Genomic DNA, 24,139 nt, shown 5'->3' with positions numbered 1-24,139 from the left:
GCCCGCGGCGAGTGTCGGCGTCAGTGCAAGGCCTCTTCGGCCTTCTGGATCGCGGCGAATTCCTCTTCCGGTGTACCCGCGACCAGGTGGTGGCGGCTGTAAAACGCAAAGTAGGCGATCAATACTGCATAGATCACTGCGGCGCCAATCACCACCCGAGGGTCGACCAAAAAGCCGGCAACCACCGCGATGCAGGCCAGCACCAGGGCCAGGCCCGAGGTGAAGATGCCGCCAGGGGTGCGATACGGGCGCTCCATTTTTGGCCGGCGGATGCGCAGGGTGATATGCGCGGCCATCATCAGTACGTACGACAGCGTGGCACCGAATACCGCCACCAGGATCAGCAAGTCGCCTTGGCCGGTCAGCGACAGGGCAAAGCCAATGATGCCGGGGATAATCAGCGCCAGTACCGGGGCCTTGCTCTTGTTGGTTTCGGAAAGTTTGCGCGGCAGGTAGCCAGCACGGGAGAGCGCGAAAATCTGCCGTGAATAGGCATAGATGATCGAGAAGAAACTGGCAATCAGGCCAGCCAGGCCGACCAGGTTTACGAACCCGCCCATCCAGGTGGAACCGCCATACGCCTTGGACAGCGCCTCGACCAGCGGATTGCCCGACGCTTTAAGGGCTTCGGAACCGGCGCCGCCGGGGCCGACCACCAGAATCAGCAAGGCAAACGCCAGCAGCACCAGCATCGCGCCGATAAGGCCGCGGGGCAGGTCGCGTTTCGGGTTTTTGGTTTCTTCGGCGGCCAACGGCACGCCTTCGACGGCCAGGAAGAACCAGATCGCGTAGGGGATGGCCGCCCACACGCCAACATAGCCGAATGGCAGGAAGCTGCTGGCACCGACCGCGTCGGTCTGGGCGATGTCGAACAGGTTCGCTGCATCAAAATGGGGCACCATGCTCACCAGGAATACCGCCAGGGCGATGGCGGCGATGGCGGTGATGATGAACATCAGCTTCAAGGCTTCACCCACCCCAAAGATATGGATGCCGATGAAGACGATGTAGAACGCCAGGTAAATCATCCAGCCGCCAATCCCGAACAGTGACTGGCAGTAGGCGCCGATGAACACGGCGATGGCCGCCGGGGCAATGGCGTACTCGATGAGGATGGCCGTGCCGGTCAAGAACCCGCCCCAAGGCCCGAATGCACTGCGTGCGAAGCCGTAGCCGCCGCCGGCGGTAGGGATCATCGAGGACAGCTCGGCCAGCGAGAAGCACATGCACAGGTACATGGTCGCCATCAGCAAGGTGGCGAGGAACATGCCGCCCCAGCCGCCCTGGGCCAGGCCGAAGTTCCAGCCGGCGTAGTCGCCGGAAATCACGTAGGCCACGCCCAGGCCCACCAGCAGCACCCAGCCGGCTGCGCCCTTTTTAAGTTCACGTTGCTGGAAGTAGTCCGAGCCGACTTTTTCGAAGTCGACGGATGCACCTGCCGGCGTGCCGGCGGATTGATCGCTTGGCATAGATTCACCTGTTGTTTTTCTTGGTGGCCGGAACGGTTCCGGCCGATGGTGATGGGTACTGCAGGAAGCGAGCCAGAGCGGTTGGTGCACGCCAACCGCTCTGCTGAGGGGCTTAGAAGAAGCCCAGTGGGCTGATGTCGTAGCTCACCAGCAGGTTCTTGGTCTGCTGGTAATGGTCGAGCATCATCTTGTGGGTTTCACGGCCAACGCCGGACTTCTTGTAGCCACCGAACGCGGCATGCGCCGGGTACAGGTGGTAGCAGTTGGTCCACACGCGGCCGGCCTTGATGCCGCGGCCCATGCGGTAGGCGCGGTTGATGTCGCGGGTCCACACACCGGCGCCGAGGCCGAACTCGGTGTCGTTGGCGATGGCCAGGGCTTCTGCTTCGTCCTTGAAGGTGGTGACGCTGACCACCGGGCCGAAGATTTCTTCCTGGAACACACGCATCTTGTTGTTGCCCTTGAGCAGGGTCGGCTGGATGTAATACCCGGTGGCCAGCGCGCCCTCCAGTTTCTCGACCTTGCCGCCGGTCAGCAGCTCGGCGCCTTCATCCTGGGCAATCTGCAGGTACGAGAGGATTTTTTCGAACTGCTGCTGCGAGGCCTGGGCGCCGACCATGGTGTCGGTGTCGAGCGGGTCGCCGCGCTTGATCTGCAGCACCTTCTTCATCACCACTTCCATGAACTGCGGGTAGATCGACTCCTGTACCAGCGCCCGCGACGGGCACGTGCACACTTCACCTTGGTTGAAGAACGCCAGCACCATGCCTTCGGCGGCTTTGTCGATGAAGCTCGGCTCGGCCTGCATGATGTCTTCGAAGTAGACGTTCGGCGACTTGCCGCCCAGCTCGACGGTGGACGGGATGATGTTTTCGGCCGCGCATTTCATGATGTGCGAGCCGACCGGGGTGGAGCCGGTGAAGGCGATCTTGGCGATGCGCTTGCTGGTGGCCAGCGCTTCACCGGCCTCGCGGCCATAGCCTTGCACTACGTTGAGTACGCCGGGTGGCAGCAGGTCGCCGATCAGCTCGACCAGCACGGTGATGCCCAGCGGGGTCTGTTCGGCCGGCTTGAGCACCACGCAGTTGCCGGCGGCCAGGGCCGGGGCGAGCTTCCAGGCGGCCATCAGGATCGGGAAGTTCCACGGGATGATCTGCCCGACCACGCCCAATGGCTCATGGATGTGATAGGCGACGGTGTTTTCGTTGATTTCTGCGGCGCCGCCTTCCTGCGCACGGATGCAACCGGCGAAGTAACGGAAATGGTCGACCGCCAGCGGGATGTCGGCGTTCAGGGTTTCGCGGACGGGCTTGCCGTTGTCCCAGGTTTCGGTGATGGCCAGGACTTCGAGGTTCTGCTCGATACGGTCGGCGATCTTCAGCAGGACATTGGAGCGGTCCTGCACCGACGTGCGGCCCCAGGCGTCGGCGGCGGCGTGGGCAGCGTCCAGCGCCTTGTCGATGTCTTCGGCAGTGGAACGGGGGAATTCTGCGATCAGTTTGCCATTCACCGGGGAGGTGTTTTCAAAATACTGCCCCTTGACCGGAGCTACGAACTCACCACCGATGAAGTTGCCGTAGCGGCTCTTGAAGGAAACCTTCGCGCCTTCGGTACCGGGATGTGCATAACGCATGGTGTGTCTCCTGGTTAATTGTGTTTGTTGAGGAGTTCAAAAGCCTAGTGCAAAGGTCGGGCCAGCGGGGTGGGGACTTCTGAATCAATGGTTTGGGTTGCCGCAAAAGGTTTCGCAAAGGTGCGTTGTGTCGCCGCTGGCACGGCCCAGGTGACACTTTGTACCGTTTGCGACACGCTGCAGGGCGGTGCATTGCAAAGCCTGGGCGGGTGGAGGATGCTGGAAGGACGCTCTATCTGCGGAGAACAACAACTAATGCAGAGCAACCACCTCAGCCGCCATGCCCAGCAGGTGCACACCGTCGCCCATGGCCAAGCCGGCGGGGCCGGCAGCGACCCTTCCATCGCCCGCTCCTGGCTGCGTTGCCTGGAGGATTACCACCTCGACCCGTCGGTGATTGCCGCACCGGTGGTGCTGGAGCATGGCCGCCTGCTGGAGAGCCGTGAACGCCTGCGCCAGGTGTTGAAAATCGCCGATACCGAGATGACCAGCCTGCACCAGCAGCTTTCCGGTGCTGGCCATGCGGTGCTGTTGACCGACGCCCGCGGGGTGATCCTCAATTGCGTGACCGCCCCCAGCGAGCGCCGTATCTTCGAGCGCGCCGGCCTATGGCTGGGTGCGGACTGGAGTGAGGCCCGAGAGGGCACCAACGGCATCGGCACCTGCCTGGTCGAGCGCCAGGCCCTGACCATCCACCAGAATGAGCACTTTCGCGGTCGCCATACCGGTTTGACCTGCTCGGCCAGCCCGGTATTCGACCCTCATGGCGAGCTGCTGGCGGTGCTCGATGTCTCGTCGGCGCGGCCGGATGTGTCGCGCCAGAGCCAGTTCCACACCATGGCACTGGTCAACCTCTCGGCGAAGATGATCGAGAGCTGCTATTTCCTGCGCCACTTCGAGCAGCAATGGCTGCTGCGCTTCCATCTGCAGGCCGAGTCGGTCGGCTTGTTCAGCGAGGGGTTACTGGCGTTCGACGGCGATGGCCGGATTTGCGCCGCCAACCAGAGCGCCCTGAACCTGCTGGGCACCATCCGTGGCGGCGTGCTGGGCAAGCCGCTGGAGATGTTTTTCGCCTGCAACCATGACGAGCTGTTCAGCCGCGCCATGCCCAACGGCAGCGCGGCCTGGCCGTTGTACACCCGTGATGGCCGCCAGGTATTCGCCAGCCTGCGGGGCCAGGCGAGGGCGCCGGTGTGGGCTGTGCCGGCTGGCTTGCCTCAGCCTCAGGCGCGAGCGCAGGCGATGCCGAGTGTCTGTCTGCTGGACCCTGCGCTGCAAAGCGGCTTCCACCGCGCCGTGCGGGTGTTCGAGCGGGATGTGCCGCTGCTGCTCAGCGGCGAGACCGGCTGCGGCAAAGAGGCGTTCGCCCAGGCTGTGCACCAGGCCAGCCAGCGTTGCGGCAAACCGTTCGTGGCGGTCAACTGTGCGTCAATCCCTGAAAGCCTGATCGAGAGCGAGCTGTTCGGTTACCGCGGCGGCAGCTTTACCGGCGCGCGCAAGGAAGGCATGCGCGGCAAGCTGCTGCAGGCCGATGGCGGCACCCTGCTGCTGGATGAGATCGGTGACATGCCGCTTGCGTTGCAGACCCGCCTGTTGCGGGTGCTGGAAGAGCGCCAGGTGGTGCCGATCGGCGGTGGGCCACAGGCGGTGGATGTGCGCATCGTAAGTGCCACGCACCGGGATTTGCTCGAGCGTGTGCAGCAGGGGACCTTCCGCGAAGACCTGTATTACCGGCTCAATGGGTTGGAGGTCGCATTGCCTGCGGTACGTGAGCGCAGTGACAAGTCACAGTTGCTGGACTTCCTGCTGCGCCAGGAGGCGCAGGGCCAGGTTATCGAGATCGAACCGAGTGCACGCCAGGCGTTGCTGGATTTTGCCTGGCCGGGCAACGTGCGGCAGATGCGTAACGTGCTGCGAACATTGGTGGCGTTGTGTGACAACAGCTATATCGGTCTTGCCGATCTACCCGCAGTGGTCAGGGCAGCCGGGGCCTCTGTTGGAGCGGACTTGCCCCGCGAATGCGTTGGTTCAGGCAACAAACTTGATATTGCTGGCCCTTTCGCGGGGCAAGCCCGCTCCCACAATGGTTGCCTGGACCACGCGGAATGCCAGGCACTGCTGTGCGTACTGGAGGCAAACCGCTGGCACATGACCCGTGTCGCCGAGCATTTGGGTATCAGCCGCAATACCTTGTATCGAAAACTGCGCAAACACGGCATCGCCAGGGGCGTCTGAGCGAAACAGCGGGTGCGATTTCCCGAGCCTTGGGCTACCCTGCCTCGACGTTTTGCGAGGTCTTCCATGCATATTCATATTCTCGGTATTTGCGGCACTTTCATGGGCTCGCTGGCGGTGCTGGCCAAAGAGCTCGGCCACCGCGTCACCGGCTCGGACGCCAACGTCTACCCGCCCATGAGCACCCAGCTCGAAGCCCAGGGCATCGAGCTGACCCAGGGCTACGACCCGGCCCAGCTGGACCCGGCACCCGACCTGGTGGTCATCGGCAACGCCATGTCACGGGGCAACCCGGCGGTGGAGTATGTGCTGAACAAAGGCCTGCCTTATGTGTCTGGCCCTCAGTGGCTGGCTGACCATGTGCTGCAGGGCCGTTGGGTCCTGGCTGTCGCCGGCACCCATGGCAAGACCACCACCAGCAGCATGCTGGCCTGGGTGCTGGAGCATGCCGGCATGAGCCCGGGCTTCCTCATCGGCGGCGTGCCGCAGAACTTTTCGGTGTCGGCGCGCCTGGGCGGTACGCCGTTCTTCGTGGTCGAGGCCGATGAATACGACAGCGCGTTCTTCGACAAGCGTTCGAAGTTCGTGCACTACCACCCCCGCACCGCGATCCTCAACAACCTTGAGTTCGATCATGCGGATATTTTCCCTGATCTGGCGTCCATCGAGCGGCAGTTCCATCACTTGGTGCGTACCATCCCGAGCGAGGGCCTGGTCATTCACCCGACCACCGAGCTGGCGCTGGAGCGCGTGATCGGCATGGGTTGCTGGACGCCTGTGCAGACCACAGGTGAGGGAGGCCAATGGCAGGCGCGCTTGCTCAGCGCTGACGGATCGCGTTTCGAAGTGCTGTTCGAGGGTGAAGCGCAAGGCGTGGTGGACTGGGCGCTGACCGGTCAGCACAACGTTGCCAACGCCTTGGCCACTTTGGCCGCCGCACGCCATGTAGGTGTGGTACCCGCCATGGCCATCGAAGGCCTCAGCGCCTTCAAGAGCGTCAAGCGACGCATGGAGAAGGTCGCCGAAGTGCAGGGCGTGACTATCTACGACGACTTCGCTCACCACCCGACCGCTATCGCCACCACCCTCGACGGCCTGCGCAAGCGGGTGGGCGAGGCACCGGTGATTGCCATCATCGAGCCGCGTTCCAACTCCATGAAGCTGGGCGCGCACCGTGATGGCCTGCCGGAAAGCGTCAACGACGCTGACCAGGTGATCTGGTACGCACCGGCCAACCTGGGCTGGGACCTGGCAGCCACCGCGTCGCAGTGCAAGGTGCCGAGCGTGGTCGCCGACAGCCTCGAAGCGATCATCGAGCGGGTCAAAGGCCAGGCGCGGCCGGGCACCCACGTGGTGATCATGAGCAACGGCGGCTTCGGCGGCCTGCACGGCAAGCTGGCCGAGGCCCTGAAGTGAACGGGCCCGACCGCATCACCCTGGCCATGACCGGGGCCTCCGGCGCGCAATACGGCCTGCGTTTGCTCGATTGCCTGGTGCGCGAAGACCGCGAGGTGCATTTCCTCATCTCCAAGGCAGCGCAACTGGTGATGTCGACCGAGACCGACGTCGTGCTGCCGGCCAAGCCCCAGGCGATGCAGGCGTTTCTGACCGAATACACCGGCGCTGCCAGCGGGCAGATCCGCGTGTACGGCAAAGAGGACTGGATGTCGCCGGTGGCCTCGGGCTCCGGCGCCCCGGCGGCAATGGTCGTGGTGCCCTGTTCCACCGGTACCTTGTCGGCCATTGCCACCGGTGCCTGCAACAACCTGATCGAGCGTGCGGCCGATGTGACGCTGAAGGAGCGCCGCCAGCTGATCCTGGTCCCGCGTGAGGCGCCACTGTCGACCATCCACCTGGAGAACATGCTAAAGCTGTCGCAGATGGGCGCGGTGATCCTGCCTGCAGCACCTGGCTTCTACCACCAGCCGCAAACCATCGATGACCTGGTCGACTTCGTCGTGGCGCGCATTCTCAACTTGCTGAACATCCCGCAGGACATGTTGCCGCGCTGGGGTGAGCATCATCTTGGGGCGGATGATTGAGGCGTAGCCTGATTGGCCTGCTGGCTGTGCTGGCAGTCAGCGGCTGTGCCACGGTGCGCACGCTGGATGCCAACAAGCCGGGCGCGCCGGTGGTGTACGCCGGCACGCGCCTGGACTTGTATGTGATCAATGGCGGCTGTTGCCCGAAGGACCGTTTCGGCGCTGAAGCGCCAACGTATCCGCGGCTGGACCTGCCGGGGAGCATGCTGCTGGATACCCTGTTCCTGCCGCTGTCATTGCTGACAGCGGCAGGGGTTGGTTTTCAGGCGACTGGCGGGCTGTAGGGCTGGCGCTATTTCTTGCCCAGCCTGCGCAGTTCATCCGACTCGATCACCCGAATCCCGTCTTCCTCCTCCAGCGCCAGGCGCCACAGCGCCCGTGCCAAGGTGCAGGCCTCGATGCCCCGGTACTTGCCCGGCATCAACCGCGCAAAGGGCGAAGCCAGCCGCTCACCCAGGCGCGGCTCAGTGCGCTCACCTATCAGCAGTGACGGCCGAACGATGGTGAGCTGAGGCCAGTCTTGCGCTTTCAGCGCTTCCTCCATTTCGCCCTTCACCCGGTTGTAGAAAATCGTCGACTTGGGGTCTGCGCCGATGGCGCTGACCACCAGCAGGTGGCGCGCACCCATCTCCCGCGCGCGCTTGCTGAAGGCCACGACCATGTCCAGGTCGACCGCGCGAAACGCCTGTTCGGAGCCGGCCTGCTTCAGGGTTGTGCCCAGGCAGCAGTAGGCAATGTCGACACGCCCGGCCAGTTGCGGCAGAAACACCGCAGGGTCGCCGACCGGGTTTTCCAGGTGCGGGTGTTCGGCCAGCGGCCGACGGGTCGGCGCCAGCACGCGGCTGATGGTGGGCTCGTTGAGCAGGCGGTCCAGCAGGTGTTCACCCGTCAGGCCAGTCGCTCCGGCAAGCAGGACATGCTGAGGCGTCAAGTACATGATGTCTCTCCTGTGTTACACACAAGCTTAGTGGCTGGCGGGGGTTTTTTCCTGTTCCCCAGCGGTCGCCTGTGCGGCATTACGCAAGGCTTCCTCGGCCTGCTGCTGGCGCAGGCGCTGCCAATGTGCCAGTACGGCGGGCGGTGCCCACAGTTGTGGCTCGGAGGCTTCGAAACCTTCCCTTCCTTCCCGTTCGGCAACACTGGTACGCGCCAGTTCAAACGCTTGTTTCAGGTCATCGGTCTGGTTCAATGCCTCGGCGAACAGGGCGTCGCCGAAGTAGGTGAAGTCGGCCTCTTCCGAGCAGCCGAAAGACACCCGGTCCGCGCGAGCTGCCGTCATGATGACGGTCCGCTCATCTTTCAGCGGGGCGATGTAACCCCCGGAATAGCAGGCGGAGATGACAATCACTTTGTCGCGATCTTTAAGCGGCGCCAGGGCACTGGCCAGTTCATCGGCAGACAGGTCTGCCAGCTGCAGGCGCGGCTGGTCGAACACCAGTTGGTGGTCCTGGCTGCCATGGCTGGTCAGGTAGATGAACACCAGGTCTTCCGGGCCGCTACGTTCGGCCAGGGTGCGGGCGGCGCGGGTGAGGTTTTCGCGGGTGGCCATGGGCCGGCTGGCCATCTGGTCGCGGTGGTTGACCAGGGTAACCTGGCCACGGGCGCCGAAGCGTACCTTGAGCAAGTTGCTGACGTAGTCGGCTTCGCGCAGAAATACGCTTTGCTGGCCATCACCGGCGACCACCAGGCTGTACAGCTGGATGGGCGGCGCAGAGTGCGGCACGCGGGCCAGCGCCTCTTCCAGCAGCCTGCCCTGGTTGAGCAGGGCCAGGTCCAGCGGGTCGGGGAGCAACGTGCCCTTGTGGTCGCGCACGCGCACGCCGTTGACCCAGAAGCCGCTTTCGACCTTGCCACTGGCCAGGGTCAGTTTGCCCTGGCCTTGGTAGGCATCGTTGTCGAAGCCGCCCACGTACTTGCTGCCGTCGGGCAATTGCAGGCTGCCGTGGCCGGACAGGCGCCAGTCAACGAAGCTGCCCTTGTAGTGGCTGCCGTCGCTGCCAAGCAGTTCGCCTTCGCCGAGCAGCGAACCGTCCTTGAATTCACCGATCCACACATCACCGTCGGCGTTCTCGTAGCGGCCCCGGCCTTCCAGGCGGTTGTCCTTGAATTCGCCGATGTACTGCTCACCGTCGACGCTGTCGTAGGTGCCACTGCCCTGCAGCAGGCCGTCGACGAAGCGGCCGCTGAACTGGTTGCCGCTGGCATCGCTGCGCACGCCGGCCCCATTGGGCTTGCCCTTGGCGAACAGGCCTTGGTAGCGGCTGCCGTCGGCCAGTTCGAGCTCGCCCGCGCCCTCGTACTGGTCGTCCTTGAACTGGCCGCGGTAGGTCTGGTCGGCCTGCTTGAGCGTACCTTCGCCGTCGCGGCGGCCGTGGCTGAAGGTGCCGGCATAATGGCTGCCTGGGGTGGTCAGGTCGCCCAGGCCCTGGAACAGGCCAGCGGCGAACTGGCCGCGATAGACCTCGCCGTTGCTGCCGTGCCACTCGCCCGGGCCGTGCCACTGGCCGTCCTTGAAACCGCCGGCATACCAGCTGCCGTTGGGGTAATCGATGCGCCCCTCGCCCTGCAACAGGCCGTCCACCACCTGGCCCCGATAACGCCCGCCATCGGGCAGGCGCGCGTCCGGTGGCGACAGCGCTTCGCCATCACCACAGGCGGCGAGCATCAAGGTCAGGGCGATTGGCAGCAGAGGACGCATGGCGGAATCCGGGCAAAAGGTCTGCCGAGTATGCCGCAGAATGGGGCCGATGAGACAGCCATGGTAGGGGCCGCGTGGCGGCCCCGGGAACGCTCAGACGAAGCAGAGTGAAAGCGGCTCGGCGATGTAGGCAGGTTTCGCTTCGCCCTCGATCTCCAGGGTCACGGTGGCCTTCAGCAACCACTGCCCGGGCTTCTTCTCGGTCACTTCGCCCAGGTCCACCTTCAGCCGCACGTTGCTGTCGACTTTGACCGGCTGAATGAAGCGCACGCTGTCCAGCCCGTAGTTGACCACCATCTTCAGGCCTTCAGGCAGCACCAGAATGTCTTCCATCAGCTTCGGGATCAGCGACAAGGTCAGAAAACCATGGGCAATGGTGCTGCCAAAGGGCGTTTTGGCGGCCTTTTCCGGGTCGACATGGATGAACTGGAAATCGCCGGTGGCCTCGGCGAACAGGTTGATGCGTTGCTGGTCGATCTTCAGCCAGTCGGAACGTCCCAGTTCCTTTCCAACGTACTGCGCAAGCTCGGTAACCGGTACATAGGGCATCGCGACTCTCCAAGGTTGTCATTTGGTACGAAGGTGCAAGATCAGCACGGTGAACAGTGAGAGTCAAGTTGCCAGCACCCAGGCGAATAGCCGCTTATAGCCGGCAGCATGCTTATAATGGCCGGCATGCTCGAAGGAGATCCTTATGCTGTTGCGTGGTTTGACCTGGCTGGTGCTGTTTCAGCTGCTGGGTACGGCGATCAACCATCTGATCGTACCGATTCTGCCTGGCCCGATCATTGGCCTGTTACTGCTGTTGATCTACCTCATGGCTCGCGGTGAGGTCGGCAAGCCGCTGAACGAGGCGGCCAGCAGCTTGTTGCGCTACCTGCCGCTGCTGCTGGTACCGCCTGCGGTGGGGGTGATGGTGTATGCCAAGGACATCGCGGCAGACTTTTGGGCCATTGCCGGGGCGCTGCTGATCTCCTGCCTGCTGACCTTGGTGTTCGTCGGTGTGCTGATGCAGAGGCTGATGCACCGCCAGGGCAAGCGCGAGGAGCAGCCATGAACCTCGATTGGCAAGGCGCCCTCGATGCGGTTGTTCACCATCCACTCTTCGGCATCGGCATCACGCTGGGTGCCTACCAGATTGTGCTGGCAGCCTATGAGAAGACGCGCTGGATTTTCCTTCAGCCGGTACTGGTGTCGATGGTACTGGTGATCGGGGTGTTGCTGGCCTGCGGCATCGATTACCGCGAGTACCGCAAAAGTACCGAGATCATGAACATCCTCCTCGGCCCCGCCACGGTGGCCTTGGCCGTGCCGCTCTACCTCAACCTGCGGCGCATCCGTCAGCTGTTCTGGCCGACATTTACTACGCTGGTAATCGGGGGCCTGTTCGCCACGGTCTGCTGCCTGGTGCTGGGCTGGTGGTTCGGTGCCGAACACATGATCCTGATGACCATGGCACCCAAGTCGGTCACTTCGCCGATCGCCATGTTGGTGGCCGAGCAGATTGGTGGTGTTGCGGCCCTGGCGGCGGTGTTCGTGCTGATAACCGGGGTGATCGGGGCCATATTTGGCCCGGCGCTGTTAAGCCGCTTTGGTGTACACAGCCCCGAGGCGCGCGGTATGTCGTTAGGTGTGACGGCCCATGCCGTGGGCACCTCGGTGGCCCTGCAGGAAAGTGACGAGTGCGGCGCGTTTGCCGCGCTGGCGATGAGCCTGATGGGGGTGGCCACGGCGGTGTTCCTGCCGTTGGCGGTCAGCCTGGTGGCTTGAGGAGTTGTGATGACGCTACCGCTGTTTCCCCTCAATACAGTGCTGTTTCCCGGGTGCCTGCTGGATTTGCAGATCTTCGAGGCGCGCTACCTGGACATGATCAGCCGCTGCATGAAGCAAGGCACCGGCTTTGGCGTGGTGTGCATTGTCGAAGGCGAGCAGGTCGGCAAGGCGCCGCCTGTGGTGGCGTCAATCGGCTGCGAGGCGCTGATTCGTGATTTCGTCCAGCAGGACAATGGCCTGCTGGGCATCCGTGTGGAGGGTGTGCGGCGCTTCGAATTGAATCGGACCGAGGTGCAGAAGGATCAGCTGCTGCTGGGCGAAGTGCACTGGCTGCCGGAGCAGGCAGATAGCCCCCTGACCGAACAGGATGACGACCTGCTGGCTTTGCTGGTGGCGCTAGGCGAGCACCCGATGGTCGAGGCGCTCGACATGCCCCGGGAGGTCGATGGGCGCCAGGCGCTGGCCAACCAGTTGGCCTATCTGCTGCCCTTCATGGAGGAGGACAAGCTGGACCTGCTGGCGCTCGACTCGCCGTCGGAGCGGCTGGCCGAGATCCAGAAGCTGCTGGAGCGGATTCAAGGCGAATTGTTTGCCTGATTGATATGTGCTGCTTGTACCGGCCTCTTCGCGGGGCAAGCCCGCTCCCACCGGTTGGATTGGTGTCCAACTTCCTGGGGGCAGTCCACTGGTGTGGGAGCGGGCTTGCCCCGCGAAGAGGCCGATACAGGCGCCATCAATACTGGTAACGCTCCAGCGCATGCGGCAGCGCATGCATGGCAAAGAACGCCAGTAGCGCTACACACGCCGGCACCACCAGCCACCACACCCGCAGCGGCAGTGCATTGAGCGGCTGGCGGTGCTGCACCAGCGTCAGGCTCACTGCGCACACGCAGCAGGCCAGCAAGGCGCCCGCCAGAATGTCGGTCGGCCAGTGCGCCCCCAGGTAAACCCGCGACAGGGCAATGGCCAGTGCTGGAATGCACCCCAGCAATATCCACGTCAGGCGCATGCGCGGCGGTTGCCCGCGCCCAGCCAGCACCGCCATCACCAGAAAGAACGCAAATGACGCCGAACTGTGCCCGCTGGGCATGCTGTAGCTGGTCAACGGGTCGGTCAGCACCTCCGGCCGTGCTCGCGCAAACAGCCATTTCAGCGAACCGTTGGCGATCGCCGTGCCCATCAGCGCACCCCCGGCGAACAGCGCATGGCGCCACTGACGGGCCAGCAGCAGCAGGCCGGTGAGCAACCCACCGAGGAAGAACTGGGTACGGAAATCACCCAGGCGGGTCACCAGCACCACGGTACCGTCGATGGCCTGGCTGCGATGCTCCTGCACCAGAGTCATCACGCCCTGGTCGAACTCGTGCAGAAACGGCCAGCCCAGAAACACCCCTGCCAACGCCAGGAAGCTCAGCCCGGCGATCAGCCGCGTGCCATGGCGCTGGTCACGGACGCTGCTGTTCAGGCTCAAGCCGATCAGCACCGCAAGGGTGCCGGCGATGATGCCTGCGTCCAGCCAGAACCCTTCTGGCAAAGGCAGGCGCATGGCCGCGCCAGTGGCCCAACCGGGCAACAGGTAAGCGACCGACCAGCCCGCACCGGCCAGCAGGCTGACCGCGATGAAGCGCGGCAGGGGCATGTCGAACATGCCCGCGACCATGGGCAGCATCGGCCGCAGTGGGCCGATGAAGCGGCCCACCAGCAGGCTGGCGATGCCGTAACGCTGGAAGTAGGTTTCAGCGCTGCCAATCCATTCCGGGTGGTGGCGCAGCAGCGGCAAGCGCCGGATGTTCTGGTGGAAGTACTTGCCTATCGTGTACGACAGGGCATCGCCGAGCAGGCCACCAAGGAACCCCAGCAGCAAGGTTTCGCCGAGTGAAAAGGTACCGCTGCCGGCCAGCACCGCCACGGCGAACAGCAACACCGTGCCCGGCACGATGATGCCGGCAATGGCCAGGCACTCGATACAGGCCACCAGGAAAATCGCCACACCAAGCCACTGCGGGTTGGCGCTGAGCCAGCCGGTCAGGCTGTCGAGCCATTGGCCCATGTTTCAGCTTCCTTGTTCGAGAATGAAAAAGTCTTGCCCTTCGACTTGGCCCCGGCGTAGCGGGTTCCGCGTACAAAAGCGGGCGTATTCGGCGTCGACGAAACGGTACGGCAGGTGCTCGTCGCGGCCATGCGGGATGCCCAGGCGCGTAGCCTGGATGATCCGTGGCACGTCGATAGCGCAATCTTCGACGTACAGGCGTTCAGGGTCGAAGCGCTGGGCATCCCACTGCGGCACCTTCAGGCCCAGCGCCCGGCACAACAGGGTCTGGCCGGCGCACAGGCGCTCGGCAGGGCGCAGGTTGCCGCTGGCGTCAGGGTTGTTCAGCTGCATCTGCGCCAGGCTGTTGGCATCGGAGATGGCGTCCACCCACGGGAAGGCGGATTTGATCAGCACGGCGTTGCCAGGGCCGTGGGCGCTGAAGTTCAGCGAATCGCCACCCCGGGCGTAGTACATGTAGATGTGCCCGCCATCGAGGAACAGCGCCTTGCGTTTCTCCGTGTAGCCCAACGACGCGTGGCTGCCCTTGTCGCTGAGGTAATAGGCCTCGGTCTCGATGATCCGCGCGGCCAGCCACAGGTCGCCATGGCGATGGCGGATGACCTTGCCCAGCAGGGCCCTGGCCAGGGTCTGGGCGTCACGGTCGAAGAAACTGTCGGGCAGAGCGCGGGCAGGGCAGGGGGTGGTATCTGGCATGCTGGCGATTCGTCGTGGTGAAGGCGCGGATGATAGCAACGAATGGCTTAATCGAGGCTGAACCAAGACACTTCGATAAGTGCCGTTACATCTTTCCTACAGATTCTCGTCGGCCATTTTCTACCATCCGCCAGCCGCCGCTGGGCGTATACCTGCGCGACAGTTATAATCAGCCGATTTCCCCTTCGCCAAGACACCGAACCCATGACTGAGTCCGTTCTTGACTATATGACCCGTTTGGGTCGCGCCGCTCGCCAGGCCTCCCGGGTGATCGCGCGTGCCAGCACCGCGCAGAAAAACCGCGCCCTGCAGGCCGCCGCCAATGCCTTGGACGCTGCGCGTGCCGAGCTTACCGCAGCCAACGAACTGGATTTGGCCGCCGGCCGTGCCAATGGCCTGGAGCCAGCGCTGCTCGACCGTCTGGCTCTGACCCCGGCGCGCATCGACGGCATGATCACCGGCCTGCGCCAGGTGGCCAGCCTGCCAGACCCGGTCGGCGCCATCCGCGACATGAGCTATCGCCCGTCGGGCATCCAGGTCGGCAAGATGCGCGTGCCACTGGGGGTGATCGGGATCATCTACGAGTCGCGCCCGAACGTGACCATCGATGCCGCCAGCCTGTGCCTGAAGTCGGGCAACGCCACCATCCTGCGTGGCGGCTCCGAGGCCATCCACTCCAACCGTGCCATCGCCACCTGCATTCAGCGCGGCCTGGCCGAGGCCGGCCTGCCGGCAGCGGTGGTGCAAGTGGTCGAGACCACCGACCGTGAGGCAGTAGGCGCGCTGATCAGCATGCCCGAGTTCGTCGATGTCATCGTCCCGCGCGGTGGCCGTGGCCTGATCGAGCGCATCAGCCGCGATGCCCGCGTGCCGGTGATCAAGCACCTGGACGGCATCTGCCATGTCTACGTTGCCGAACACGCCGACCTGGACAAGGCCTGGCGCGTTGCTTTCAACGCCAAGACCTACCGCTATGGTATTTGCGGCGCCATGGAAACCCTGCTGGTCGACCAGCGCGTGGCCGAAGGCTTCCTGCCGGAAATGGCCCGGCGCTTCCAGGAAAAGGGCGTGGAACTGCGTGGTTGCGAGCGTACCCGTGCATTGGTCGATGCCAAGCCCGCCAGTGAAGACGACTGGCACACCGAGTACCTCGACGCCATCCTGTCGATTCGTGTGGTCGACGGCCTGGACCAGGCCATCGAGCACATCAACCACTATGGCTCGCACCATACCGATTCGATCATCACCGAACACCAGGGCCAGGCCCGTCAGTTCATGGCCGAGGTCGACTCGGCATCGGTGATGCTCAATACCCCCACCTGCTTTGCCGATGGCTTCGAATACGGCTTGGGTGCGGAAATCGGCATTTCCACCGACAAGCTGCACGCCCGCGGCCCGGTTGGCCTCGAAGGCCTGACCTGCGAGAAGTACGTGGTGATCGGTGACGGCCAGCTGCGTGGCCAGGAGTCCTGCTGAGTTGAGCAAGGCCCAGGCAGTCCGGCGCATCGGCATTCTTGGCGGTACGTTCGACCCCGTGCACATCGGCCACCTGCGCAGCGCGCTGGAAGTGGCCGAGTACATGGCGCTCGACGAGCTGCGCCTGTTGCCCAATGCCCGCCCGCCGCACCGCGACACTCCGCAGGTGTCGGCACAGGATCGCCTGGCCATGGTGCGCGAGGCGGTGCAGGGCGTCGAACGCCTGAGCGTGGATGCCCGCGAGCTGGAGCGAGACAAACCGTCGTATACCATCGACACGCTGGAATCGATCCGCGCCGAACTGGGCGCCAACGACCAGCTGTACTTGCTGTTGGGCTGGGACGCCTTCTGTGGCCTGCCTGGCTGGCATCGATGGGAAGAACTGCTGCAACACTGTCACATCCTGGTGCTGCAACGCCCGGATGCGGACGTAGAACCCCCTGACGAGCTGCGCAACCTGCTGGCTGCGCGCTCCGAGAGCGATCCCACCGCCATGTCCGGCCCGGCGGGGAATATTTCGTTCGTCTGGCAGACGCCGCTCGCGGTGTCGGCTACACAGATCCGACAGCTGCTGGCCAGCGGCAGATCGGTGAGGTTCCTGGTGCCGGACGCCGTACTGGCCTACATCGAGGCACACGAACTGTATCGTGTGCCTAACTGACGGCGCCCCGTGGGCGCCTCATCCAACGAGTTGAACGAGTTTTATATGAGCAAGCAGAAAACCAATGGCATCAGCGGCGAAGCACTGGTCAAGCTGACCATCAGCGCTCTGGAAGACGTCAAGGCCCAGGACATCCAGGTCATCGACGTGCGCGAAAAGCACAGCCTGACCGACTACATGATCATTGCCACCGGTACCTCCAACCGCCAGATCAACGCGATGCTGGAAAAGGTTCGTGAAGCGGTGAAGAAAGAAGGCGCACAGCCGCTGGGCGAAGAAGGCAAAGGCGACAGCGACTGGGTGCTGCTGGACCTGAACGACGTCATCGTGCACATGATGACCGCCGCTGCCCGCCAGTTCTACGACCTGGAACGCCTGTGGCTGGGTGCCGAGCAGAGCCGTGCCGCCGATGCCAAGCACCACAGCCCGGAAAACGCCAGCGACTACTTCACCGACAAGCTCAAAGACCGGGAATAAGGAAGCGTCGTGCGTCTGCGCCTGATCGCGGTCGGCTCGCGCATGCCCAAGTGGGTCGAGGAAGGCTGGCATGAATATGCCAAGCGCCTGCCCCAGGAGCTGTCGCTTGAGCTGGTGGAAATCCCGCTGAACACCCGTGGCAAGAATGCCGACGTCGCCCGCCTGATTCGTCAGGAGGGTGAGGCCATGCTGAGCAAAGTTCAGCCTGGGGAACGCATTGTCACCCTCGAGGTCCATGGCAAGCCCTGGAGTACCGAGCAGCTGGCGACCGAGCTGGACCGCTGGCGCCTGGACTCGCGCACGGTGAATTTGATGGTGGGCGGCCCGGAAGGGCTGGCGCCTGAGGTCTGCGCGCGCGCCGAGCAGCGCTGGTCGCTGTCGCCGCTTACCTTGCCGCACCCGTTGGTAAGGATACTCATCGGCGAGCAGATCTATCGCGCCTGGACTGTATTGTCCGGGCACCCTTACCACAAATGAGCCTGTAAGCAGTCCGATGTCGCAGCCGATCCGTCTCAAGGACCACGAGAAAGACGCCCGCCTGGTGCGTAACCGCGTCGTGGTCGGCGCTGTGGCGATCATGCTGCTTATCTGCGTGCTGATTGCGCGGCTGTATTACCTGCAGATCATCCAATACGACTATCACTCGACGCTGTCGGAGAACAACCGGGTGCACGTGCAGCCGATCCCGCCCACGCGCGGGCTGATCTTCGACCGCAACGGGGTGATCATCGCCGATAACCGGCCCAGCTTCAGCCTGTCCATGACCCGTGAACGTGCGGGTAACTGGCAGGAAGTGTTGGACAATATCGTCGAAGTGCTGGAGCTCACGCCAGACGACCGCGCGCTCTTCGAAAAACGCATGCGGCAGGGGCGGCGGCCATTCGAGCCGGTGCCGATCCTGTTCGAGCTGAATGAGGAGCAGATCGCCCGCGTGGCGGTCAACCAGTTCCGCCTGCCCGGGGTGGAGGTGGTCGCCCAGTTGGTCCGGCACTACCCGCAGGGTGCGCATTTTGCCCACTCGGTGGGCTATGTGGGGCGCATCAACGAGAAAGAGCTGAAAGTGCTCGACCCGGTGAACTACAGCGGCACGCACCACATCGGCAAGACCGGTATCGAGCGTTTCTACGAAGACGACCTGCATGGCCAGGTCGGCTATGAAGAAGTCGAGACCAATGCCCGCGGCCGCGTGTTGCGGGTGCTCAAGCGCACCGACCCGAAGCCCGGCAAGGACATCGTGCTAAGCCTCGACATCAAGCTGCAGGAAGCCGCAGAGGCCGCCCTGGGTGGCCGCCGTGGTGCAGTGGTGGCGCTCGACCCGCGCACCGGCGAGGTGCTGGCGATGGTCAGCCAGCCAAGCTTCGACCCCAACCTGTTCGTCACCGGCATCGGCTTCAAGGCTTATGCCGAGTTGCGTGACTCGATTGACCGGCCGCTGTTCAACCGGGTGTTGCGCGGGCTGTATCCGCCAGGCTCGACCATCAAGCCAGCGGTGGCCATCGCCGGCCTGGACAGTGGTGTGGTCAACGCCGGGAGCCGGGTGTTCGACCCGGGCTATTACCAGTTGCCCAACTACGATCACAAATACCGTAACTGGAACCGCAGCGGTGATGGCTGGGTCGACCTGGACACCGCGATCATGCGCTCCAATGACACCTACTTCTACGATCTTGCCCACAAGATGGGTATTGATCGGCTGTCCGGCTACATGAACAAGTTCGGCATCGGCCAGAAGGTCGCGCTCGACATGTTCGAAGAATCGGCCGGGCTGATGCCATCGCGCGAATGGAAGCGTGCCACCCGCCGCCAGGCATGGTTCCCGGGTGAAACGCTGATCCTCGGTATCGGCCAGGGCTACATGCAGGCCACGCCCTTGCAGCTGGCCCAGGCCACTGCGCTGATCGCCAACAAAGGCGTGTGGAACCGCCCGCACCTGGCCAGGACCATCGAAGGCCAGCCCCCAGTGGACCCGAACCCCATGGAAAACATCGTGCTGCGTGACAAGTCCGATTGGGCCAAGGTCACCCACGGCATGGAGCAGGTGATGCACAACGCCCGTGGTACCGCGCGCAAGGCTGCGGCCGGCGCGCAATACCGCATCGCCGGCAAGAGCGGTACCGCCCAGGTGGTGGCGATCAAGCAAGGCGAGAAGTACGACCGCAACAAACTTCAGGAGCGCCACCGCGACCACGCGTTGTTCGTCGCCTTCGCCCCGGCCGACGATCCGAAGATCGTTGTCTCGGTGATGGTCGAGAACGGCGAGTCCGGCTCCGGCGTTGCCGCACCCGTGGTGCGGCAGATCATGGACGCCTGGCTGCTCGACGAGCATGGCCGGCTGAAGTCCGAGTTCGCTCCTGCCACCGTCGCCCAGGAAACGGCCCCGTGATGAACAATTTCGATCGCATGCTCTCCAGCGAGGACGTGATGCGTCGACGCGCCAGCTTCCTGCAGCGCATCCACATCGACGGCCCCTTGCTGGTTATCCTGCTGACCCTCGCGGCCGGCAGCCTGTTCGTGCTCTATTCGGCCAGCGGCAAAAACTGGGACCTGTTGCTCAAGCAGGCCACCTCGTTCGGCCTCGGCCTGGTGTCGATGTTCGTCATCGCCCAGCTCGAACCGCGCTTCATGGCCCGCTGGGTGCCGCTTGCGTACCTTGCCGGGGTATTGCTGCTGGTCGTGGTGGACGTCATGGGCCATAACGCCATGGGCGCTACACGCTGGATCAACATCCCCGGGGTGATCCGCTTCCAGCCCTCGGAGTTCATGAAGATCATCATGCCGGCGACCATCGCCTGGTACCTGTCCAAGCGCACCTTGCCACCGCAGCTCAAGCATGTGGCAATCAGCCTGGTGCTGATCGGCGTGCCGTTCATTCTCATCGTCCGCCAGCCGGACCTGGGCACGGCGCTGCTGATTCTGGCATCCGGCGCGTTCGTGCTGTTCATGGGCGGGCTGCGCTGGCGCTGGATCCTCAGCGTGCTGGCGGCGGCAGTACCGGTGGCGGTGGCCATGTGGTTCTTCGTCATGCACGACTACCAGAAGCAGCGGGTACTGACCTTCCTCGACCCGGAAAGCGACCCGCTGGGCACCGGTTGGAACATCATCCAGTCCAAAGCGGCAATCGGCTCTGGCGGGGTGTTCGGCAAGGGCTGGCTGCTGGGCACCCAGTCGCACCTGGACTTCCTTCCGGAAAGCCACACCGACTTCATCATCGCCGTGCTCGGCGAGGAGTTCGGCCTGGTCGGCATCTGCCTGCTGCTGATTGTCTACCTGCTGCTGATTGGCCGCGGCCTGATGATCACTGCGCAAGCGCAGACCCTGTTCGGCAAGCTGCTGGCGGGCAGCCTGACCATGACTTTCTTTGTATATGTGTTCGTCAATATCGGTATGGTCAGCGGCCTTCTGCCCGTGGTGGGCGTGCCGCTGCCCTTCATTAGTTATGGCGGAACTTCGTTGGTGACGCTGCTGTCAGCGTTTGGCGTTCTCATGTCGATCCACACGCACCGCAAATGGATCGCCCAGGTTTGAATAAGGTGAAGAATTTCATGCAAGCAGTGCGTAACTGGGCTGCCCGTTGTGCGCCGTGGATCGGTGCGGTGGGCCTGTTCGGCGCTGTCCAGCAGGCTCACGCCGGTGATTATGACGGCTCGCCGCAAGTGGCCGAGTTCGTCGGCGAGATGAGCCGCGACTACGGCTTTGCCAGCGAGCAGTTGATGGGCGTGTTCCGCGAGGTCCAACGCAAGCAATCGATCCTCGACGCCATTTCGCGTCCGGCCGAACGGGTAAAACCGTGGAAGGAATACCGGCCGATGTTCATCACCGACGCGCGCATCGCCCGCGGTGTGGACTTCTGGCGCCAGCACGAAGCGGTGCTGGCCCGCGCCGAGCAGGCCTACGGCGTACCGGCGCAATACATTGTCGCGATCATCGGGGTGGAAACCTTCTTCGGTCGAAACACCGGCAATTACCGGGTGATCGACGCGCTGTCGACCCTGGGGTTCGACTACCCGCCGCGTGCCGAATTCTTCCGCAAGGAACTGCGCGAGTACCTGCTGCTGGCGCGCGACGAGCAGCTTGACCCGCTGACCCTCAAAGGTTCTTACGCCGGGGCCATGGGCCTGCCGCAGTTCATGCCGAGCAGTTTCCGCAACTACGCGGTGGACTTCGACGGCGACGGCCACATCAATATCTGGAACAACCCGGACGATGCCATCGGCAGCGTCGCCAGCTATTTCCAGCGCCATGGCTGGGTAGCCGGGCAGGGCGTGGTCAGCCGCGCCCAGGTCACTGGTAACCGGGCCGACGAAGGCCTGACCACCGGCATCGAGCCGGTGAAGACGGTCGGGGAGTTGCGAGCGCTGGGCTGGTCGAGCCATGATGCGCTGCGCGATGATCTGCCGGTTACCGCCTTCCGCCTGGAGGGCGACAACGGCCCGGAATACTGGATGGGCCTGAAGAACTTCTACGCGATCACTCGCTACAACCGCAGCGTGATGTATGCCATGGCGGTGCATCAGCTCGCGCAACAGCTGGTCCAAGTACGGGGCGTCAAGTAATGCGCGCAATCATCTCTGCCAATAGCTTCAAGCTGCTGACCTGCATGGCGGTCGGCATGTTGCTGGTCAGCTGCTCTTCCAGTCGCCCGACCACCCCCAAGCAAAGCGGCAATACCGTTCGTGCTCAGCCCGGGCTGGACATCAACCGTGCCCACAAGGACGGTGCGCCCTGGTGGGACGTGGATGTGAACAAGATCCCCGACGCCACACCGACCGTGCATACCGGCAATTACAAGGCCAACCCGTATACGGTGCTGGGCAAGACCTACTACCCGATGCAGGACTCGCGCAACTACCGCGCCGAGGGCACGGCGTCGTGGTACGGCACCAAGTTCCACGGGCAGAACACTGCCAATGGCGAGCTGTACGACCTGTATGGCATGAGCGCAGCGCACAAGACCCTGCCACTGCCGGCCTACGTGCGGGTGACCAACCTGGCCAACGGGCGCAGCGTGGTGCTGCGGGTCAATGACCGCGGCCCGTTCTATTCCGACCGCATCATCGACTTGTCCTACGCGGCGGCGAAGAAGCTCGGCTATGCCGAGATCGGCACTGCGCACGTACGGGTCGAAGGTATCGACCCGCAACAATGGTGGGCCCAGAAAGGCCAGCAACCGCCGTTGATGCTCAAGGAACCTCAGGCCGCTCAACCCCAGGCGATTGCCGCCAACACCGGGCGCGTCGAGCAATGGACACCGCCGCCGCAGCAGCACGCAGCGCCAGTGGTGCCGGTGCAGGTCGGGGGCAACAATGTGCCAGCGGGCAGCGGGGGCAACTTCCTGCAGGTGGGCGCCTTTGCCAACCCGGACGCCGCCGAGTTGCTGCGTTCGAAACTGAGCACCATGGTCAGTGCACCGGTGTTCATCAGCTCCATCGTGCGCAACCAGCAGACCCTGCACCGCGTACGCCTGGGGCCGATCAACAGCCAGGGCGAGATCCAGCAGGCGCAGGACAGCATTCGCCTGGCGAACCTTGGCCAGGCCAAGTTGGTCACAGCTGACTGACCTGTCTGTTTTGTCATGAATTGCCGGGCGCGGGCATGTACAATGTCCGCTTTTGCCCGCAGCGACATAAAGCCGCACTTTGCAGGCTCGGCCCAAGGCCGCAAAAACTAGACTGACTGGCGCTGGGCACACGACGTGGCCCAGGGAACATCTCAGACCATTAGCGATTTTCGAGAGACGGATGAACATCACCAACCTTGCCAAACGACTTTGCCTGCCTGTACTGCTGCTGATCACGCCTGTCGCCTTCGCGGCAGAGCAGATGATGCCTGCACCTCCGCAATTGGCAGCCAAGTCCTACGTACTCATGGACGCGTCCAGCGGCAACGTGCTGGTCGAGAACAATGGTGACGAGCGCCTGCCGCCGGCCAGCCTGACCAAGCTGATGACCGCCTACATCGCCACCCTGGACATCCGCCGTGGCCAGATCGGCGAGAACGACCCGGTTACCGTCAGCGAAAACGCCTGGCGTACCGGCGGCTCGCGCATGTTCATCAAGGTTGGCAGCCAGGTGACCGTCAGCGACCTGCTGCACGGCATCATCATCCAGTCGGGCAACGATGCATCGGTCGCCCTGGCCGAGCACATCGCCGGCAGCGAAGACGCCTTTGCCGACATGATGAACAAGACTGCCGCCGACCTGGGCATGTCCAACAGCCACTTCATGAACCCCACCGGCCTGCCGAACCCTGAGCATTACTCCTCGGCCCACGACATGGCCTCGCTGGCGCGCGCGATCATCAACGTCGACCCGGCGCACTACGCGATCTACTCGCAGAAAGAGTTCTTCTGGAACAACATCAAGCAGCCGAACCGCAACCTGCTGTTGTGGCGTGACAAGACGGTCGATGGCCTGAAAACCGGCCACACCGACGAAGCCGGCTACTGCATGGTCGCTTCGGCCGTGCGTGACGGCCAGCGCCTGATCGCCGTGGTGTTCGGCACCAACAGCGAACAGTCGCGTGCTGCCGAGACCCAGAAGCTGCTGACCTACGGTTTCCGCTTCTTCGAAACCCAGACCTTCTACCAGAAGGGCACCGAGCTGGCGCAGGCTCCGGTCTGGAAAGGCGCCACCAGCATCGTCAAGGCTGGCCTGGCTGATGACCTGACCATGACTATGCCTAAAGGCCAATTGAAGCGCCTGCAGGCTTCGATGACCATGAACCCGCAGCTCACCGCACCGATCGCCAAAGGTGACGTGATCGGCAAAGTGGAAGTCAAACTGGATGAGAACGTGGTTCACAGCGCCGACCTGATCGCCCTCGATGGCGTTGAGGAAGGTGGTTTCATCCGTCGTATGTGGGATAGCATCCGTCTATTCTTCTACGGGTTGTTCAACTGATAACGTGACCTGCCACGCCCCCGCTGATCG

The 24,139-nt window shown here is 63.6% G+C and carries 23 protein-coding genes; 16 read left to right on the top strand and 7 right to left on the bottom strand.

Annotated features, from left to right (window positions below):
• Positions 1–20: 20 nt before the first annotated feature.
• Positions 21–1,469, bottom strand: a complete 1,449-nt coding sequence (gene eat, locus ACNQPL_RS23135; protein WP_401082195.1) for an ethanolamine permease — start codon at positions 1,467–1,469, stop codon at positions 21–23.
• A gap of 112 nt (positions 1,470–1,581) precedes the next feature.
• Complete coding sequence (locus tag ACNQPL_RS23130) at positions 1,582–3,102, bottom strand: aldehyde dehydrogenase family protein (protein ID WP_416468005.1); 1,521 nt, start codon at positions 3,100–3,102, stop codon at positions 1,582–1,584.
• Positions 3,103–3,357: 255 nt separating this feature from the next.
• Here ACNQPL_RS23130 and ACNQPL_RS23125 point away from each other — a divergent pair, with 255 nt between their 5' ends.
• The 4 genes from ACNQPL_RS23125 (at position 3,358) to ACNQPL_RS23110 (ending at position 7,663) form a co-directional block, all read left to right on the top strand.
• Positions 3,358–5,337, top strand: coding sequence for a sigma-54-dependent Fis family transcriptional regulator (locus tag ACNQPL_RS23125; protein ID WP_416468004.1), 1,980 nt, complete (start codon positions 3,358–3,360; stop codon positions 5,335–5,337).
• 66 nt (positions 5,338–5,403) lie between these two features.
• Positions 5,404–6,753, top strand: coding sequence for a UDP-N-acetylmuramate:L-alanyl-gamma-D-glutamyl-meso-diaminopimelate ligase (gene mpl, locus ACNQPL_RS23120; RefSeq protein ID WP_416468003.1), 1,350 nt, complete (start codon positions 5,404–5,406; stop codon positions 6,751–6,753).
• Positions 6,750–7,379 carry a flavin prenyltransferase UbiX gene (gene ubiX, locus ACNQPL_RS23115; protein WP_346614630.1) on the top strand — a complete coding sequence of 210 codons (630 nt, stop codon included), beginning with the start codon at positions 6,750–6,752 and terminating at the stop codon, positions 7,377–7,379. Before mpl ends, ubiX begins: the two co-directional genes overlap by 4 nt.
• Positions 7,376–7,663 (top strand): YceK/YidQ family lipoprotein, encoded by a 288-nt coding sequence (locus ACNQPL_RS23110; RefSeq protein ID WP_416468002.1) that lies wholly within the window; start codon positions 7,376–7,378, stop codon positions 7,661–7,663. The genes ubiX and ACNQPL_RS23110 overlap by 4 nt, the downstream gene beginning before the upstream one ends.
• Positions 7,664–7,671: 8 nt before the next feature.
• On the opposite strand, the gene ACNQPL_RS23105 is transcribed toward ACNQPL_RS23110, so the two are convergent.
• From ACNQPL_RS23105 to ACNQPL_RS23095, 3 genes are all read right to left on the bottom strand, one after another.
• Positions 7,672–8,316, bottom strand: a complete 645-nt coding sequence (locus ACNQPL_RS23105; RefSeq protein WP_416468001.1) for an oxidoreductase — start codon at positions 8,314–8,316, stop codon at positions 7,672–7,674.
• A 27-nt stretch (positions 8,317–8,343) separates the two neighbouring features.
• Positions 8,344–10,077, bottom strand: a complete 1,734-nt coding sequence (locus ACNQPL_RS23100) for a C13 family peptidase (RefSeq protein ID WP_416468000.1) — start codon at positions 10,075–10,077, stop codon at positions 8,344–8,346.
• 93 nt (positions 10,078–10,170) lie between these two features.
• On the bottom strand, positions 10,171–10,626 hold the full coding sequence (locus ACNQPL_RS23095; protein ID WP_416467999.1) for a MaoC family dehydratase: 456 nt from the start codon (positions 10,624–10,626) through the stop codon (positions 10,171–10,173).
• Positions 10,627–10,771: 145 nt separating this feature from the next.
• On the opposite strand from ACNQPL_RS23095, the gene ACNQPL_RS23090 reads away from it, so the two are divergent.
• Genes ACNQPL_RS23090 through ACNQPL_RS23080 form a run of 3 tightly spaced genes read left to right on the top strand, consistent with a single transcriptional unit; the run spans position 10,772 to position 12,447 of the window.
• A complete protein-coding gene (locus tag ACNQPL_RS23090) occupies positions 10,772–11,134 on the top strand; it encodes a CidA/LrgA family protein (protein ID WP_346614625.1) in 363 nt (120 codons plus the stop codon).
• Entirely contained in the window at positions 11,131–11,847 is a 717-nt protein-coding gene (locus ACNQPL_RS23085; protein WP_416467998.1) for an LrgB family protein, read from the top strand. Before ACNQPL_RS23090 ends, ACNQPL_RS23085 begins: the two co-directional genes overlap by 4 nt.
• A 9-nt stretch (positions 11,848–11,856) precedes the next feature.
• The gene (locus ACNQPL_RS23080; protein ID WP_416467997.1) at positions 11,857–12,447 is read left to right on the top strand and encodes an LON peptidase substrate-binding domain-containing protein; all 591 of its coding nucleotides are present in this window, start codon (positions 11,857–11,859) and stop codon (positions 12,445–12,447) included.
• 136 nt (positions 12,448–12,583) lie between these two features.
• Here the strand turns inward: ACNQPL_RS23080 and ACNQPL_RS23075 are convergent, their stop codons facing one another.
• Both ACNQPL_RS23075 and ACNQPL_RS23070 read right to left on the bottom strand, forming a co-directional pair.
• A complete protein-coding gene (locus ACNQPL_RS23075; protein WP_416467996.1) occupies positions 12,584–13,900 on the bottom strand; it encodes a bifunctional DedA family/phosphatase PAP2 family protein in 1,317 nt (438 codons plus the stop codon).
• Between the two features lie 3 nt (positions 13,901–13,903).
• On the bottom strand, positions 13,904–14,596 hold the full coding sequence (locus tag ACNQPL_RS23070) for a DNA-3-methyladenine glycosylase (RefSeq protein WP_346614621.1): 693 nt from the start codon (positions 14,594–14,596) through the stop codon (positions 13,904–13,906).
• A 204-nt stretch (positions 14,597–14,800) separates the two neighbouring features.
• Between ACNQPL_RS23070 and ACNQPL_RS23065 the strand changes: the two genes are divergently transcribed.
• The 9 genes from ACNQPL_RS23065 to ACNQPL_RS23025 all read left to right on the top strand — a co-directional run bounded on the left by ACNQPL_RS23065 (position 14,801) and on the right by ACNQPL_RS23025 (position 24,109).
• The gene (locus ACNQPL_RS23065) at positions 14,801–16,072 is read left to right on the top strand and encodes a glutamate-5-semialdehyde dehydrogenase (protein ID WP_416467995.1); all 1,272 of its coding nucleotides are present in this window, start codon (positions 14,801–14,803) and stop codon (positions 16,070–16,072) included.
• A 1-nt stretch (position 16,073) separates the two neighbouring features.
• Complete coding sequence (nadD, locus tag ACNQPL_RS23060) at positions 16,074–16,733, top strand: nicotinate-nucleotide adenylyltransferase (protein ID WP_346614619.1); 660 nt, start codon at positions 16,074–16,076, stop codon at positions 16,731–16,733.
• 45 nt (positions 16,734–16,778) lie between these two features.
• Positions 16,779–17,210 (top strand): ribosome silencing factor, encoded by a 432-nt coding sequence (rsfS, locus tag ACNQPL_RS23055; protein WP_346614618.1) that lies wholly within the window; start codon positions 16,779–16,781, stop codon positions 17,208–17,210.
• Positions 17,211–17,219: 9 nt separating this feature from the next.
• Positions 17,220–17,687 (top strand): 23S rRNA (pseudouridine(1915)-N(3))-methyltransferase RlmH, encoded by a 468-nt coding sequence (rlmH, locus tag ACNQPL_RS23050; protein WP_008090421.1) that lies wholly within the window; start codon positions 17,220–17,222, stop codon positions 17,685–17,687.
• Between the two features lie 16 nt (positions 17,688–17,703).
• Positions 17,704–19,593, top strand: a complete 1,890-nt coding sequence (mrdA, locus tag ACNQPL_RS23045; RefSeq protein WP_346614617.1) for a penicillin-binding protein 2 — start codon at positions 17,704–17,706, stop codon at positions 19,591–19,593.
• 38 nt (positions 19,594–19,631) lie between these two features.
• Positions 19,632–20,735, top strand: a complete 1,104-nt coding sequence (gene rodA, locus ACNQPL_RS23040; protein WP_346614700.1) for a rod shape-determining protein RodA — start codon at positions 19,632–19,634, stop codon at positions 20,733–20,735.
• A 17-nt stretch (positions 20,736–20,752) separates the two neighbouring features.
• A complete protein-coding gene (gene mltB / locus ACNQPL_RS23035; protein WP_346614616.1) occupies positions 20,753–21,763 on the top strand; it encodes a lytic murein transglycosylase B in 1,011 nt (336 codons plus the stop codon).
• On the top strand, positions 21,763–22,767 hold the full coding sequence (locus tag ACNQPL_RS23030; protein WP_346614615.1) for a septal ring lytic transglycosylase RlpA family protein: 1,005 nt from the start codon (positions 21,763–21,765) through the stop codon (positions 22,765–22,767). The genes mltB and ACNQPL_RS23030 overlap by 1 nt, the downstream gene beginning before the upstream one ends.
• 181 nt (positions 22,768–22,948) lie before the next feature.
• Positions 22,949–24,109 (top strand): D-alanyl-D-alanine carboxypeptidase family protein, encoded by a 1,161-nt coding sequence (locus ACNQPL_RS23025; RefSeq protein WP_346614614.1) that lies wholly within the window; start codon positions 22,949–22,951, stop codon positions 24,107–24,109.
• Positions 24,110–24,139: the final 30 nt, after the last annotated feature.

The sequence above is a fragment of the Pseudomonas sp. LFS044 genome (assembly GCF_047978245.1).
Taxonomy (GTDB): Bacteria; Pseudomonadota; Gammaproteobacteria; order Pseudomonadales; family Pseudomonadaceae; genus Aquipseudomonas.
This window is presented reverse-complemented; position numbering and strand designations above follow the sequence as displayed.